Origin of the sequence: Streptomyces sp. NPDC049915, from assembly GCF_040656475.1 — a bacterium.
In the GTDB taxonomy this organism is placed as follows: Bacteria; Actinomycetota; Actinomycetes; order Streptomycetales; family Streptomycetaceae; genus Streptomyces.
The window spans coordinates 227,114-240,635 of sequence record NZ_JBFAMH010000006.1; the positions used below are offsets into that span (position 1 = coordinate 227,114).

Here is a 13,522-nt window from a genome sequence, read left to right on the forward strand (position 1 = left end):
AGCGGCAGCGTAGCCACACCACTTGGAAAAACCAAGTGAGTGGTCGGAAGCAGGCTGAGCGGCGCTGGGCAGGCCCGTGGGGCCTTCATGGCCGCTGCTTTCTCCCCTCGGACAGGGAGGGTCGGTGACGGCCCGGCTCCGTCCCCGCGGGAGGAGTGGCGTCCCAACGTCGGCCGTTCTCCCAGTAGGTCTGAATCTCGCCGAGTGTCCTGTTGCTGGTGTCGGGGACACGGAAGTACACGTAGCACCAGGCCATGACATTGACCGCGAGAAGAAGGGCGAACGTGAGGGTGCCGCCCAAGGAGGACAGGGCGCTGAGGAAGAACTGAGCGATGATCAGGTTGGCGACGAGGTTGGAAAGGAGCATCGCCGACGCGCCGGGGCCGCGCAGCCGGTCGGGGAATCCTTCGGCGGCAAACACCCAGATCAAGGCGCCGAACCCGGCGTTGAAGCCGACCGCGAAGACGGCAAGTCCCAGCAGACCGACCGAGGAGGGGGCGAGACCGGCGAAGACCGGGACGAGCAGGAGATGGCCGGCCGTCATCAGACCCGCGCCGGTGAGCAGAGCGGCCCTGCGACCGACACGGTCAATGGCCAGGGCACACAGCAGCGCGGCGATGGCGGACAGCAGCTGGATGACCCCGGGCAGCACCAGGAGGCTGAAGTCTCCCGCATAGCCCATGCCTTGGAAGATCCGCGGGCTGAAGTAGCCGATGGCGCTGATGCCGGTGATCTGGACGAAGAAGCCCAGGGTGATGACGAAGAACGCCAGCTGCCGGTACTTCGGACCGAACAGTTCCGTATAGCGGCCTCTGGCGTGGGGCGCGGGGAGCGGAACGGTACCCGTGGTCAGATCCTTCTCCGGGATGCCCAAGGTACGCATGACCTCGGCGGCGTACTCGCTCTGCCCCTTCATGAGGTACCAGCTCGCCGTCTCCGGAAGCCTCAGCAGTGCGATGGCGGCAGCGGCTGCGCAGAGTGCCGGTACGGCCAGCATGGCCCGCCAGTGTCCGCCGCCCGCCAGCACGTAGCTGACGAAGTACGTCGCGGCACAGCCGAAGGCCGTGGCGCACTGGTAAAGCACAGCGGTACGTCCGCGGATCGTCGCCCGTACGGATTCGGCGATGAAGACGGGCGCCACGACGATGATGACGCCCATGGTGATCCCGAGGACGGCGCGGGTTCCCACCAGCATCAGCGTGTTCACCGACGAAGCCGAGACGACGGTGGCGGCCGCGCAGATCGCCGAGGCCAGGACGAGTGCTCCCCGCCGGCCGGCGAGGTTGGAAAGACGGCCGGCCAGGAGCGTTCCTGCGATGAGCCCCACCACGGGACCGGCGTACAGCGTTCCTTGTTCGAAAGGCGACAGGTGGAATGCCTCGCTGACGAGGATCTGGGCCCCTGCCATCGCTGTGCCGTCATAACCATAGGCCAGCCCGAGCAGGACGGCGGCCATGCCGACCGCCGCTCCTGGTCTGCGCACGGGGCGTCCATGAGGCTGGGGCATCGGGGCAACCCCCTACTTTCCGCTCGGTCGAAGGCTGTAGGAACGCTCTGTTCCGTTGTGTTCAGGTGCTCGGCAGGTCGGCGGCTCAGCCGGGCGAGAGGGGCGAGCGCACCGCCGGCTCCAAGAATGAACTCACCCGTCAGCCAGTTCCCAGCAGGGCCGGCCTGTAGCCGCGGGCAGTCCGCGCCGCTGTGGGGCCCGCGCGTCGGCCCGTGGAACGGCACCGGGCCCCACGGAGTGGTCAGCTGCGCCAGGCCGGCGGCGCCGGCAGCGGCCCGGGTGGGTCGACGGTCAGTGCCCTGCCGTCGGACCGCCCGGTGAGCCAGCCCAGCAGCTCCGCCGCCGGTCCCGTCACCCGCGGCCCCTGTCCGCCTCCGACGACCCGCACGACGCGGTCCTCGTCCGCGCACAGCGTCATGGACGGAGCGTCGCGGTCGCCGCGCAGTTTCCCCACGGTCGTCTCCAGCTCCCGGGCGACGAAGAGGGCGGGCCAGTCGGCCGGGCCATGGCCGGTGGCCAGGTCGGTATGGTGCACTTCCACCTCGCGCAGCATGCTCCCGACGGTCCCGCGCACCGGCCGAAGGCCGCCGCCGAGCCAGCGCACCGGCACATCCCAGGCGTCGTGCGGGTGGTCGGCGACCGCGGTGAGGAAGCGGTGCAGTGCGGTGTCCATGTCGTTGAGGAGGACAGCGGCGGACCGGCCGGCGCCCTCCTCGATCTCCCGCTCCCGCTGGGCCTCGTCGGCGTACTGGGGCAGGTCGATGCCCGTACGGGCGGAGGTGAGCAGCCGGCTGCGGGAGTCGGCACTGCGGGCCAGGTGTGTCAGGACATGGGCGCGAGTCCAGCCGGGTAGCAGGGAGGGTGCCCGCACCTCCTCGTCCGACAGCGCGGCCGCGGTCGCGAGCAGCCGGTTGACGGAGGTGTCGAGCAGGGGGACGAGCGCGGCGGGGCTGTCATGTGTTTCGTCGTGCGGCATGGGACTCCGATCGGTGATGACGCGTCACCTCACCGGTTCCCCTTGTGCGAGGAATGCACGTCGCTCATCCGGCGCGATACGCCACGCCACGCCGCACGGCAACCGCCGTCAGCCGCGCGAAGCGGTCAGATGCGGGTCCGGGCCTCCATGGGGAGGAGTCCTCTCCCTAGGTGCGCGGTACGGCGGTCAACCCTGGGTGCCATCGACAGCGGGGACCCCTGCGGCCGCCCGCCCGCACAGCAGCGGCTCGGGAGGACCATCCCTCCAACATGGAGACGTCTACTGGGAGATGAACCACAGAACTCCCTTGCTATGGTGCGCGGATGTCATCGATCAAGCAGTTCCAAGTCACCTTCGACTGCGCAGAACCTGAGCGCGTAGCTCGCTTTTGGTGCGAGGTGCTGGGATACGTCGTACCGCCTCCCCCGGAGGGGTTTGCTACCTGGGACGATTTCGACCACTCGCGGCCGCCTGAGGACCGGGGTTCGTCGTTCGCCTGCAGTGATCCGTCAGGCGTCGGCCCGCGACTGTACTTTCAGCGCGTTCCCGAAGGCAAGGTCGTCAAGAATCGCGTGCATCTCGACGTGCGGGTCGGCACCGGGCTCGCCGGCGAAGAGCGCCTGGCCAAACTTGAGGCCGAATGCGCACGACTGGTCGCGCTCGGCGCGGCACGCGAGCGGCTTCTGTATGACGGCCATGATTCGTGCATCGTGATGCAGGACATCGAGGGCAACGAGTTCTGCCTCGACTGAGCATGCTGGGAGTTTGACCGCTTGCGGGCCGCCGAACTGAAAGGCACGTGCGCTCGCATCCGGCGGTGTGCCACCCTCGGGGCCATGCCGTCCCGTAACCGTCGTCTGCCGCGTGATGTGTCGTGGCCGCTCACTCCGACCGACATCCGCGCTGCCCTCGGAGAGCAGGAGTCAGACCTCACGCATCTGAACTTCTGGGACCGCCCGCACGGCGACGGGACTCTGCTGCACGCTGAGTGGTTGCCGCCCGTCTCTGCCAACTACGGCAACGGCATACACCCTGACCTGTGGTCCAGCGTGCACATCGGCGTCACCCCGCTTCCGGCCGCTGAACGTGCCGGTGCCCGCCAGTTGCTGCGCCAGCACGCCCTTCCGGAACTCGTCGCCTGGATCGACGCCGCCCGAAGCGCGCCCGAGACCTGGGCTCTGGCCCCGCACAGTCGCTCCTGGCGACTTGCCGGCAGCGCGACCATCCACCGCGATGACTGGCAGCCCTACCGCTGTCCCTCCATGTGACGTCTGCCGGGCCCGCCCGTCTGCGTCCGCACCTATGCAGTGCGGGGCGGCTCCATCGGCGGATCGGTTCTCGCCTAACCTCGCGCTTTCACGGGGCGGACTGTCCGAGGCCTGTCACGGAAGTGCTCCTGACCTGCAACGATAGGACTTGCTGAGGGTCCTGTTGGCTTCGAGGAAAGGAGCACTTCCCAGCTGAAGAAGCGTATCGGGTCGTATCCGCGTGTCCGTGTGGAGGGCGGTGGTTGCGGGGTCGTCTCGCAGGCCGGTGTGGTGCTGCTGGTCGAGACGGTCCGCAAGTCCGGTCTGATACGACGGTATCCACGGCCCCGGTGCCGTGGCGCAAGCCGCGGGCGGTGCACGATCCGGGCAAGATCCTTCTGGATGTCGCGCTCGCCGTCGCGCTGGGCGGGGCTGCCTGGCCGATGTGGGCATGCTGCGGGCCGAGCCGGCCGTGTCCGGGCCGGTGGCCTCCGACCCCCCGGTCTCCCGACTGATCAGCAAACTGGTGCTGACGGACCCTCATGAACGATCGAGGCTAACGCATCAGACACTCACATTCCAAGGCATTTTGCGGAATTCCATTATGAATTCCTAGGTCAGATCGACCCTGAGCGCATCCTGCGTCGCTATCGACATCAGCCGCTTTCAAAGATCCTCACCATCCTGGGTGGGCCCGACTTAAGACGTCATCGCGTGCCTGCCAAGATGTCCCCGCTCTGGGCATACAGCCATGCGGCTTCACCCGGCGCCGTGGGCGTGCCGCGGATTATGTCAGTCTCCCCAATTTTCATCCTTACCATCTAAATAGTCTTATAATGAGGCATTCTGGTCCCGCTCTGGTCTGGCGACCCTTCGGACCGGTGCTGGATGGATGATCATCGCCCGCCGGGCCATCATCCGTCACGGCTGCACCGGAACCGGTCACCACCGGACAGGGGGTGCACGGCCATGACGGCGCCCATAGAGGTCACCGGCTCAGCTGCCGGAGCACAGCCGGAGTCCGTGCTGTCCGGGATGGGCGAGAGGATCGAGGGCCGGTCGCTCGGGCAGATCGCATGGATACGGTTCAAGCGTGACAAGGTCGCAGTCGCAGGCGGCATCGTCGTTCTCTGCCTGATGGTGCTGGCAGTCTTCGCCAAAGTCATCGAATCCGTCTTCAAGCTTGATCCGAACGCCTTCCACCAGAATCTGATCGACCCGGTGCAGCTCAGGCCCAAGGGGACCTGGGGCGGGATCAGCTGGGGCCATCCCCTCGGCGTCGAGCCGCAGTTCGGCCGCGACCTGCTCGCCCGGATCATCGAAGGTGCGTGGGTGTCGCTGGCAGTCGCATTCGGCGCGACTTTGCTGTCGGTGACCCTCGGCACGGTGCTGGGCGTGGCCGCCGGCTACTACGGGGGCTGGGTCGACACCGTGATCAGCCGCCTCATGGACATATTCCTGGCCTTCCCACTGCTGCTCTTCGCGATCGCGCTGTCCGCATCGCTGCAGGGCGGTGCCTTCGGACTCCACGGGCTGACGCTCCACATCAGCGTGCTGATCTTCGTGATCGGTTTCTTCAGCTGGCCCTATATGGGCCGCATCATTCGGGGCCAGACGCTTTCGCTGCGCGAGCGCGAGTTCGTCGACGCGGCACGCACCCTGGGCGCCCGGGGGCCGCACATCCTGTTCAAGCAACTGCTGCCGAACCTCGTCGCGCCGATCATCGTCTACTCGACGCTGCTGATCCCGACGAACATCCTCTTCGAGGCCGGCCTGAGCTTCCTCGGCGTCGGCATCCAGCCGCCGCAGGCGTCCTGGGGCGGCATGCTCAACCAGGCCATCAGCCTCTACCAGGCGGATCCGTGGTTCATGCTCGTCCCGGGTCTGGCGATCTTCATCACTGTTCTGGCATTCAACCTGCTCGGCGACGGACTCCGGGACGCCCTGGACCCGCGGAGCAAATGATGCGCGTACCGATTCCCGTCTCAGGCGAGGGGAGAGCGTCATGAGGAGATCAAGGATCACTTTCGTTCTCGCGGGGGCCGCAACCGCGGCGCTGGTCGTGTCCGGGTGCGGCGGCAACGGCGGCAACGGCGGCAGCTCCGGTGGCGGAACGACGGGGAAGGCCCCCGCCTACAACGCCGGCATCACCGGCGTGGTCAATCCCTCGGACCACAAGGGCGGGACAGTGGTGTACCAGCTGTCGAGCACACCGGACTCGATGGACCCCGGCAACACCTATTACGCCTTCATGTGGAACTTCTCGCGGGTTTACGCGCGGGCTCTGACCACCTACCAGCCGGCCCCCGGCAAGGCTGGTCTCAAGCTCGTACCGGACCTCGCTGCGGGGCTCGGCAAGCCCAGTGACAACGGCAGGACCTGGACGTACCACATCCGTCCCGGCCTGAAGTTCTCCGACGGCACACCGATCACGACCAAGGACGTCAAGTACGCCATCGAGCGCAGCAACTACGCGCCCGAGGTGATGTCCAACGGGCCCACGTACTTCAACGCGTATCTGGTGGACAACACTCCCAAGTACCAGGGGCCGTACAAGGACAAGAGCGGCGACCTGAAGTCCATCGAGACGCCTGACGACACCACCATCGTCTTCCACCTCAAGCAGCCGTTCGCGGACTTCGACTACCTGGTCAGCAGTCCGCAGACGGCGCCGGTGCCCAAGGCCAAGGACACCGGCTCGGACTACGTGAAGAACGTGATCTCGTCCGGCTCGTACAAGTTCCAGAGCTACCAGGACGGCAAGGGGGCGACGCTGGTGAGGAACCCGCAGTGGAGTGCGTCCTCCGACCCGATCCGCAGGCAGCTCCCGGACAAGATCACCGTCCAGTTCAACATCGCCCAGACCACGGTCGACCAGAACCTGATCGCGGGTAACGCGACGCTCGACATCGCAGGCGCGGGCATCGCGGCGCAGAGCCAGGCCGCCACTTTGAACAATGCGACGCAGAAGGGACACCTCGACGACGCGCAGAGCGGCGCGCTCGCCTATATGGCGATCTCGAGCGCCGTCAAGCCGTTCGACAATGTGCACTGCCGTAAGGCGGTGGAGTACGCGGTCGACAAGGTCTCCGCGCAGACCGCGACCGGTGGCGACATCCACGGCGACATCGCCACGACGATCCTGCCGCCCACCGTGTCCGGCCACGTCAAGTACGACGACCTGTACAAGACCCCTGGCTACAAGGGAGTGAACTCGCCGGAGGGCCTCGCCGCGGCCAAGAATGAGCTCGGCCGGTGCGGCCACCCGGGCGGCTTCTCCACCAACCTCTCGGCCCGGTCCGACCGGCCCAACGAGATCGCGATCGCCCAGGCCGTCCAGGCCTCGCTGAAGAAGGTCGGGATCAACGTCGGCATCCAGCAGTACCCGTCGGGCAAGTACTTCACGGACAGCGCCGGCGCGCCGGCCTTCGTCCACTCCCACGGTCTCGGTCTGATGATGACGGCGTGGGCCGCCGACTGGCCGGACGGCTACGGCTTCCTCCAGCAGATCATCGACGGCAGGGCCATCAAGGCCTCGGGCAACAGCAACCTGTCCGAGCTCAACGATCCCGCCATCAACAAGATGCTCGACGCGGCCATCGGCAACACCGACGCCGCGGCCCGCACCAAGGCGTGGGGGGACATCGACAAGGCCGCGCTGGTGCAGGCCCCCTTGGTGCCCCTGCTGTACCGGAAGGACCCGCTGTACCGCCCGGACCAAGCGACCAACGTGTTTGTCACCGAGGCCTACGGCATGTACGACTACCTGAACGTCGGCATGAAGTAGCCCTCACAGACGCGCGGGCCGTACCGGAACGCAGGAGCTGAGGAGGTGAAGGGCGAGACGCCGGCCGACCGGGCCGAGCTCCGGCCGGCCGGGGCCCCGCCGCCCGACCGTGGGTGCGTACATCATTCGCCGCATAGCGGCTGCGGTGATCCTGCTGTTCGTCGTGACGGCCATCACCTTTGCGATCTTCTTCCTGGTGCCCCGGCTGGCCGGCGAGACCAGCACCCAGCTGGCGGCTCAGTACGTCGGCCGCGACCCCAGTCCTGGGGCACTGACCGCCGTCCAGAAGAACCTGGGCTTCGACCAGCCGCTGTATACGCAGTACTGGCAGTTCGTGCATGGGATCTTCGCCGGCCGCACGTTCCACTTCGGACCGGACGCCTCCTACTGCCAGGTGCCGTGCTTCGGTTACTCGTTCAAGAGCCACCTGCCGGTCTGGCCACAGATCACCGAACGCATCCCCGTGACGCTGTCACTGGCCGTGGGGGCGGCGATCATCTGGCTGGTCAGCGGCGTGTCGATCGGCGTGCTGTCGGCGGTCAAGCGCGGCTCGATCTTCGACCGGCTCTCCATGGGGATCGCGCTGGCCGGCGTCTCGCTTCCGATCTTCTTCACCGCACTGGTTTCCCTCGCACTGTTCAGCTACAAGTGGGCGATCTTTCCGAACCTGCAGTACGTGTCCTTCACCACGGACCCTCTGATGTGGGCGAAGAATCTGGTACTGCCGTGGGTCACTCTCGCTTTCTTGTACTCGGCGCTGTACGCCCGGCTCACCCGGGCAGGCATGTTGGAGACGATGAGCGAGGACTACATCCGCACTGCCCGGGCCAAGGGCCTCAGCGAACGGACGGTGGTCGTCAAGCACGGTCTGCGCTCCGCGCTCACCCCGATCCTCACGATCTTCGGCCTCGACATCGGTCTGCTACTCGGCGGCGCCGTACTCACCGAGACCGCCTTCTCGCTGCCCGGAGTCGGGCAGTACGCGGTACAGGCGATCACCGACAACGACCTACCGAAGATCATGGCCGTGACCACGCTGGCCGCCTTCTTCATCGTCGTGGCCAACCTCGTGGTGGATGTGCTCTACGTCGCCGTCGACCCCCGGGTGAGGTACTGATGAGCCGGAAAGCTCGCGAAAATCCGCCGGTGAGGGCGCCCATCGCCGGGGTGGAGGCCGGCCGCGGAGCGCCTCCTGGTATCGGATTTCTCCAGATACGCGACCTGCGCGTCCACTTTGACACCGACGACGGCCTGGTCAGGGCCGTGGACGGTATCTCCTTCGAGCTCGAGCGCGGCCGGACACTGGGCATCGTGGGCGAGTCGGGCTCCGGGAAATCGGTGACCTCGCTGGGAATCATGGGCCTTCACCGCACCGTCAAGGCCAAGATCTCCGGCGAGATCTGGCTGGACGGCGAAGAGCTCATCTCCGCCCCTCCCGACCGGGTACAGCACCTGCGGGGCCACAAGATGGCGATGATCTTCCAGGACCCGCTGACCGCCATGCACCCCTTCTATACCATCGGCGCCCAGATCACTGAGGCCTACCGGGTGCACCACCCGAAAGCGAGCCGCAAGGAGGCCCGCCTACGGGCGGTGGAGATGCTCGAACGGGTGGGCATCCCGCAACCCGCCACCCGTGTCGACGACTATCCGCACCAGTTCTCCGGCGGCATGCGCCAACGCGCCATGATCGCCATGGCTCTGGTCAACGACCCCTCGCTGCTGATCGCGGACGAGCCGACGACAGCACTCGACGTCACAGTCCAGGCGCAGATCCTGGACCTCATCCGCGAGCTCCAGCAGGAGTTCGGTTCCGCAGTGATCATCATCACTCACGACCTGGGGGTGGTGGCCGAGTTGGCCGACGACATCCTGGTGATGTACGCCGGCAAATGCGTGGAGAAGGGCGAGGCCAAGCAACTGTTCACGGCGCCCGAGCATCCGTACACCTGGGGCCTGCTGGGCTCCATGCCGCGCATGGACCGTGAAATGCAGGCGCGGCTGATCCCGATCGCCGGGAACCCGCCGAGCCTGATCAGACTGCCGCGGGGATGCGCGTTCCACCCGCGCTGCCCCTTTGCCGACCGCAATGGTGACAAGTCCCGCACGGAGGTCCCCGAGCTGACCGACGCGTCAGGCACCGGCCATCTCGTGGCCTGCCATCTGCTGCCCGCGGAACGGCGCCGGATCTTCGCCGAGGAAGTGGCGCCCCGGCTGTGAGGCCGGACCAAGGAGGTGGAGGACTCATGGGACCGACGCAGACCACCGATCAGGAGGCCCTGCTGAACGTCCAGGGGCTGGTGAAGCACTTTCCCATCACCCAGGGCCTGCTGCGCCGTCAGGTCGGCGCGGTGCGGGCGGTCGACGGCATCGACTTCAGCGTGCTGCCCGGGGAGACACTGGGCGTGGTCGGCGAGTCGGGCTGCGGCAAGACCACGACCGGGCGGCTGATCATCCGGCTCCTCGAACCCACGGCAGGGAAGATCGAGTTCGAGGGGCACGACATCACGCACCTGTCGCCCGGTGCGATGCGGCCCCTGCGCAAAGACATTCAGATGATCTTCCAGGACCCGTACTCCTCCCTCAACCCCCGGCACACCGTAGGCACGATCGTCGGCGACCCCTTCCGGCTGCAGAAGGTGAAGACCGAGGGGGGAGTGAAGCGCGCCGTCCAGGACCTGCTGGAACTGTGCGGGCTCAGCCCCGAGCACTACAACCGCTACCCGCACGAGTTCTCCGGCGGCCAGCGGCAACGCATCGGCGTGGCCAGGGCGCTGGCGCTGCGGCCGAAGATGATCGTGGCAGACGAGCCCGTTTCGGCGCTGGACGTCTCCATCCAGGCCCAGGTGGTCAACCTGCTGGACGATCTTCAGGAGGAGCTGGGCCTCACCTACGTGATCATCGCGCACGACCTGTCGGTGATCCGGCACGTCTCCACGCGGGTGGCGGTGATGTATCTGGGAAAGGTGGTGGAGATCGGCGGCAAGGAGTCGCTGTACAGAGGGCCCATGCACCCCTACACGGTGGCACTGATGTCTGCGGTCCCCGTCCCGAACCCCGAGCGCCGCACCACACGCGAACGGATCCTCCTCACGGGCGACGTGCCCTCGCCGGTGAACCCACCTCCCGCGTGCCGCTTCCACACCCGCTGCTGGAAGGCGCAGGACATCTGCAGGATGCAGGAACCGCCGCTGAGAGAGCTCAAGCGGGGACACCTTGTGGCCTGCCACTTCCCGGAGAACATGTCTGGCGAAGCAGAATAGTACTCCAGCGGCACTTTGACGGTTTCCCTGTTCAGGGGCCGTTTTGGTGAGTGTGGTGGGCGGGTGGACGGCCCGTGTTCTCGACCGCACCTCGCAAACACAGAGTCCCCGTCAGCACACCGACGAGGACTCATGAACGATCGAGGCTAACCTTGTGGGTCAGCGAGGTTGCCTGGATCCTCGCAGGGATCCGCAGGCTGCGGTGGCGGCTGCGGTTGCGCGGGAGGGATGGCAGGACGCGTGGAATCGGGAAAGGGTGACTTCGGGAAGCCCGACCGGTTGGGTGGCCTGATCGCCGGCGTGGCCGGGCCCGGTCTCCTCCTGCTGGCTCATCTGGCGGCCCCGCACATCTCCCTGTGGCTGCTCCTTCTTCCCTCGATAGTGGTCGCGGCACTGCTCGCGGTGGCGTTGCGCCGAGGGCGACGGCTCGGGTAGCAGCGACTGGTACGTCAACGCCCGGTTCGAGAGCCCCGTGATCACGCAAGGCCACTGAGCGTTCTGAGAGCCCAGTCCCCTCGCCAGGGCGCAGTCAACGACTTCTTGGTCGGTTCACCGGCTTCGGATTGTCCATGATGGAACAAGCTGTTGGTTCTGCACGCTCCCTAGTCTCGGTGCTTCACGGCCATCGACCAGTGTCGTCCCACGGTCACCCGAAGCATGATCGAGGAGTTCACCGCCGATATCACCGCACACGCCCGGCTGTGAGCGCCGGGTCTGACTCACACTCCGCAACGAGATCGGTCGGGAGGTAGCGGGAACCTCCGGCTGAGGCTTGGGTGCTTGACGTGGTTGGCGCATGCGCTCAGGTATGCAGGGGGCCCGGGCCGCTGCAGAGCGCACCCGACGCCGGGCTGGTACTCCAGCGCGAGTGGGCCGTCCCGAGTGGTTCCGTGAAGATCGTCTACTCCGGCCGGGGCAGCCGGAACGAGCTTCCGAGCAAGCCTGCCGGCCAGACCTGATCTCGGCCACGACACCGGGTCTGACGGGTCAAGGTTGCCGAGGCCGCTGTCATGGGGCGGCGCTGTCCGTCCCGCCGGCACGGCCGACGCCCAGGACCGCGGCCACCGCTGCACCTGCCAGAACAGCCCCAGCCCGGCCACCGCTTCCCACTCACTGGAGGGCGCCCTGCCCAGAGGCTGCGCGGCCCGGGGCGGTGCCGGTGCCGCGGTGGTCGGAGGCGGTCAGGTGGCCTGGCGCGCGCCACCGTGTCGGAGCCGGTCGACGAGGGCGAGGAAGAGGAAGAAGTTCGGGATCTTCTGGACCGGCACCCTCGCCCAGGGAAGCTTCTTACCCGCCTTGCGCAGCACCAGTACGCCCTGGGAGACCTCGACCTTCTCGATTTCCCGCCAGGTCAGACTGTCCCTTGCCGTGGCCACACCGCCCAGGTTCACGAAGAGGTCCCCGTAGGCCAGGGTTCCGCCCTGCTCCAGCCCGGCGAGCAGGGCGGGCAACTGCGCCCGGGTGATTTCCTGCTGGATCGCCGGACCCCACTGCTCGGGCTGGGAGTAGAAGCCGGTCACCTTGAGCGTCGTACCGTCCTCGCGGTGGACCGTGTAGAGGTAGGTGGTCCCGACGTAGATGCCGTTGGCGTACCGCTCGGTGATCTCCTGGAGCACCGTCATGGAGTCCCAACGGAAGACGGAGACCTCGCCGTTCCTTCCGACCTCGGCCAGGCCGTACTCGAACAGGTGCAGTCGGCGTGCAGCCTGCTTGCGTGAGAGATTGGGCGTTTGGGCAGCGAGCCAGAAGAAGTAGAGGCCCAGGGGAGGAAGGATCAGGGAGACGGTTCCCATGAGCAGGAGGGCGGCCAGCCGCACCGCGCCGGCACGCTGCGGCAGGAACGTCTCCCGCAGATGTCCGAGCCCTTCGGTCCCGGGGAGCGCCGCCTGATGGTCCGCTGCCTGCCTCGGGTCCGGCTGAGCGATAGGTCCTGCCATGAGCTGTGCTCCTCGCGCGATAGTTCAGGAATCGGCGACCATTGTGCGGTCGGGGCCGACACCTGTACGCGTCGGGGGCCTCTCGGCGGACAGCACGACTGTCCCCGCTTGGCTGCTGCCAGGTCACTGCGGCCAGGGAGCATCGTTGATGCGGTCGACCATCGAGGTACGGCGGTAGCCGGGGAGGAAGTGTTCCAGGACATCCGCATTGACGGTCCCGTAGGTGGTGTCGGGGCGGTCCTTCAGGCCGTCGACGAATGCCTGCAGGAATTCCTTCTTGAATTCTCCGCGCGGATGAGCGGCGACGATCTCGTCCAGTTGGTCGCTTTCGACGTCGTCCAGCCCCCAGCCGATCGCATCGGTCAGCACGCCGTAATTCGTCGCAGCGATCTCGGCGTCCATCCGGCCCGGAATCCCCGGCGTCGAGTGCAGAGCGATCGCCAACCAGACCACCTCGGTGGCGTGCTTGGAGAACCCGCGGTCGAGCAGGAACTTCCGGGCGTGGTCGGCGCCGTCCAGCTCGAAACGCTGCTGCGTGTCGGAGAACGGGACAAAAAGGCCCGCGTCATGGAACATCGCCGAGATGTAGAGCAACTCGGGGTCGGGCCGGAGGTCCAGCTTTCGCGCGTGCAGGGAACCGAAGAGGAAGACACGTCGGGAGTGGTGGAAGATCAGGGGACTCGTCCTCTCCCGAAGAAAGTCGGTGGCCTCCGCTGCAGCCGAGGTCTCGGGTACTTCCACCCCTGCGATGATGTCGGTCATGATGTCCGTGCTTTCCGATGTGATGTGCTCCGAGTGGACCGTG

At 66.9% G+C, this 13,522-nt stretch carries 12 protein-coding genes and 1 pseudogene; 9 read left to right on the forward strand and 4 right to left on the reverse strand.

Features of this window, described 5'->3' with window-relative positions; genetic code table 11:
* Positions 1-85: 85 nt before the first annotated feature.
* Both AB0J12_RS13180 and AB0J12_RS13185 read right to left on the reverse strand, forming a co-directional pair.
* Positions 86-1,483, reverse strand: a complete 1,398-nt coding sequence (locus tag AB0J12_RS13180; RefSeq protein WP_363264373.1) for an MFS transporter — start codon at positions 1,481-1,483, stop codon at positions 86-88.
* 265 nt (positions 1,484-1,748) lie between these two features.
* Positions 1,749-2,483, reverse strand: a complete 735-nt coding sequence (locus AB0J12_RS13185) for a maleylpyruvate isomerase family mycothiol-dependent enzyme (RefSeq protein ID WP_363264374.1) — start codon at positions 2,481-2,483, stop codon at positions 1,749-1,751.
* Positions 2,484-2,806: 323 nt separating this feature from the next.
* Between AB0J12_RS13185 and AB0J12_RS13190 the strand changes: the two genes are divergently transcribed.
* The 9 genes and pseudogenes from AB0J12_RS13190 to AB0J12_RS13230 all read left to right on the forward strand — a co-directional run bounded on the left by AB0J12_RS13190 (position 2,807) and on the right by AB0J12_RS13230 (position 11,215).
* The gene (locus AB0J12_RS13190; RefSeq protein WP_363264375.1) at positions 2,807-3,235 is read left to right on the forward strand and encodes a VOC family protein; all 429 of its coding nucleotides are present in this window, start codon (positions 2,807-2,809) and stop codon (positions 3,233-3,235) included.
* An 84-nt stretch (positions 3,236-3,319) separates the two neighbouring features.
* Positions 3,320-3,751: a hypothetical protein gene (locus AB0J12_RS13195; protein ID WP_363264376.1), complete on the forward strand. Its 432-nt coding sequence runs from the start codon at positions 3,320-3,322 to the stop codon at positions 3,749-3,751.
* 192 nt (positions 3,752-3,943) lie between these two features.
* Positions 3,944-4,247 (forward strand): annotated as a pseudogene (locus tag AB0J12_RS13200) (transposase); the annotation flags it as partial.
* Positions 4,248-4,699: 452 nt separating this feature from the next.
* Positions 4,700-5,695 (forward strand): ABC transporter permease, encoded by a 996-nt coding sequence (locus AB0J12_RS13205; RefSeq protein ID WP_363264377.1) that lies wholly within the window; start codon positions 4,700-4,702, stop codon positions 5,693-5,695.
* 40 nt (positions 5,696-5,735) lie between these two features.
* Complete coding sequence (locus AB0J12_RS13210) at positions 5,736-7,517, forward strand: ABC transporter substrate-binding protein (RefSeq protein WP_363264378.1); 1,782 nt, start codon at positions 5,736-5,738, stop codon at positions 7,515-7,517.
* Between the two features lie 109 nt (positions 7,518-7,626).
* Positions 7,627-8,634 (forward strand): ABC transporter permease, encoded by a 1,008-nt coding sequence (locus AB0J12_RS13215; protein ID WP_363264379.1) that lies wholly within the window; start codon positions 7,627-7,629, stop codon positions 8,632-8,634.
* A 50-nt stretch (positions 8,635-8,684) separates the two neighbouring features.
* Positions 8,685-9,737: an ABC transporter ATP-binding protein gene (locus AB0J12_RS13220; RefSeq protein WP_363264380.1), complete on the forward strand. Its 1,053-nt coding sequence runs from the start codon at positions 8,685-8,687 to the stop codon at positions 9,735-9,737.
* Between the two features lie 26 nt (positions 9,738-9,763).
* Positions 9,764-10,780: a dipeptide ABC transporter ATP-binding protein gene (locus tag AB0J12_RS13225; RefSeq protein ID WP_363264381.1), complete on the forward strand. Its 1,017-nt coding sequence runs from the start codon at positions 9,764-9,766 to the stop codon at positions 10,778-10,780.
* Positions 10,781-11,020: 240 nt separating this feature from the next.
* A complete protein-coding gene (locus tag AB0J12_RS13230) occupies positions 11,021-11,215 on the forward strand; it encodes a hypothetical protein (protein ID WP_363264382.1) in 195 nt (64 codons plus the stop codon).
* Positions 11,216-11,961: 746 nt separating this feature from the next.
* Here the strand turns inward: AB0J12_RS13230 and AB0J12_RS13235 are convergent.
* Positions 11,962-12,717, reverse strand: coding sequence for a DUF6585 family protein (locus AB0J12_RS13235; protein ID WP_363264383.1), 756 nt, complete (start codon positions 12,715-12,717; stop codon positions 11,962-11,964).
* 123 nt (positions 12,718-12,840) lie between these two features.
* The gene (locus tag AB0J12_RS13240; RefSeq protein ID WP_363264384.1) at positions 12,841-13,479 is read right to left on the reverse strand and encodes an HD domain-containing protein; all 639 of its coding nucleotides are present in this window, start codon (positions 13,477-13,479) and stop codon (positions 12,841-12,843) included.
* Between the last annotated feature and the right edge of the window lie 43 nt (positions 13,480-13,522).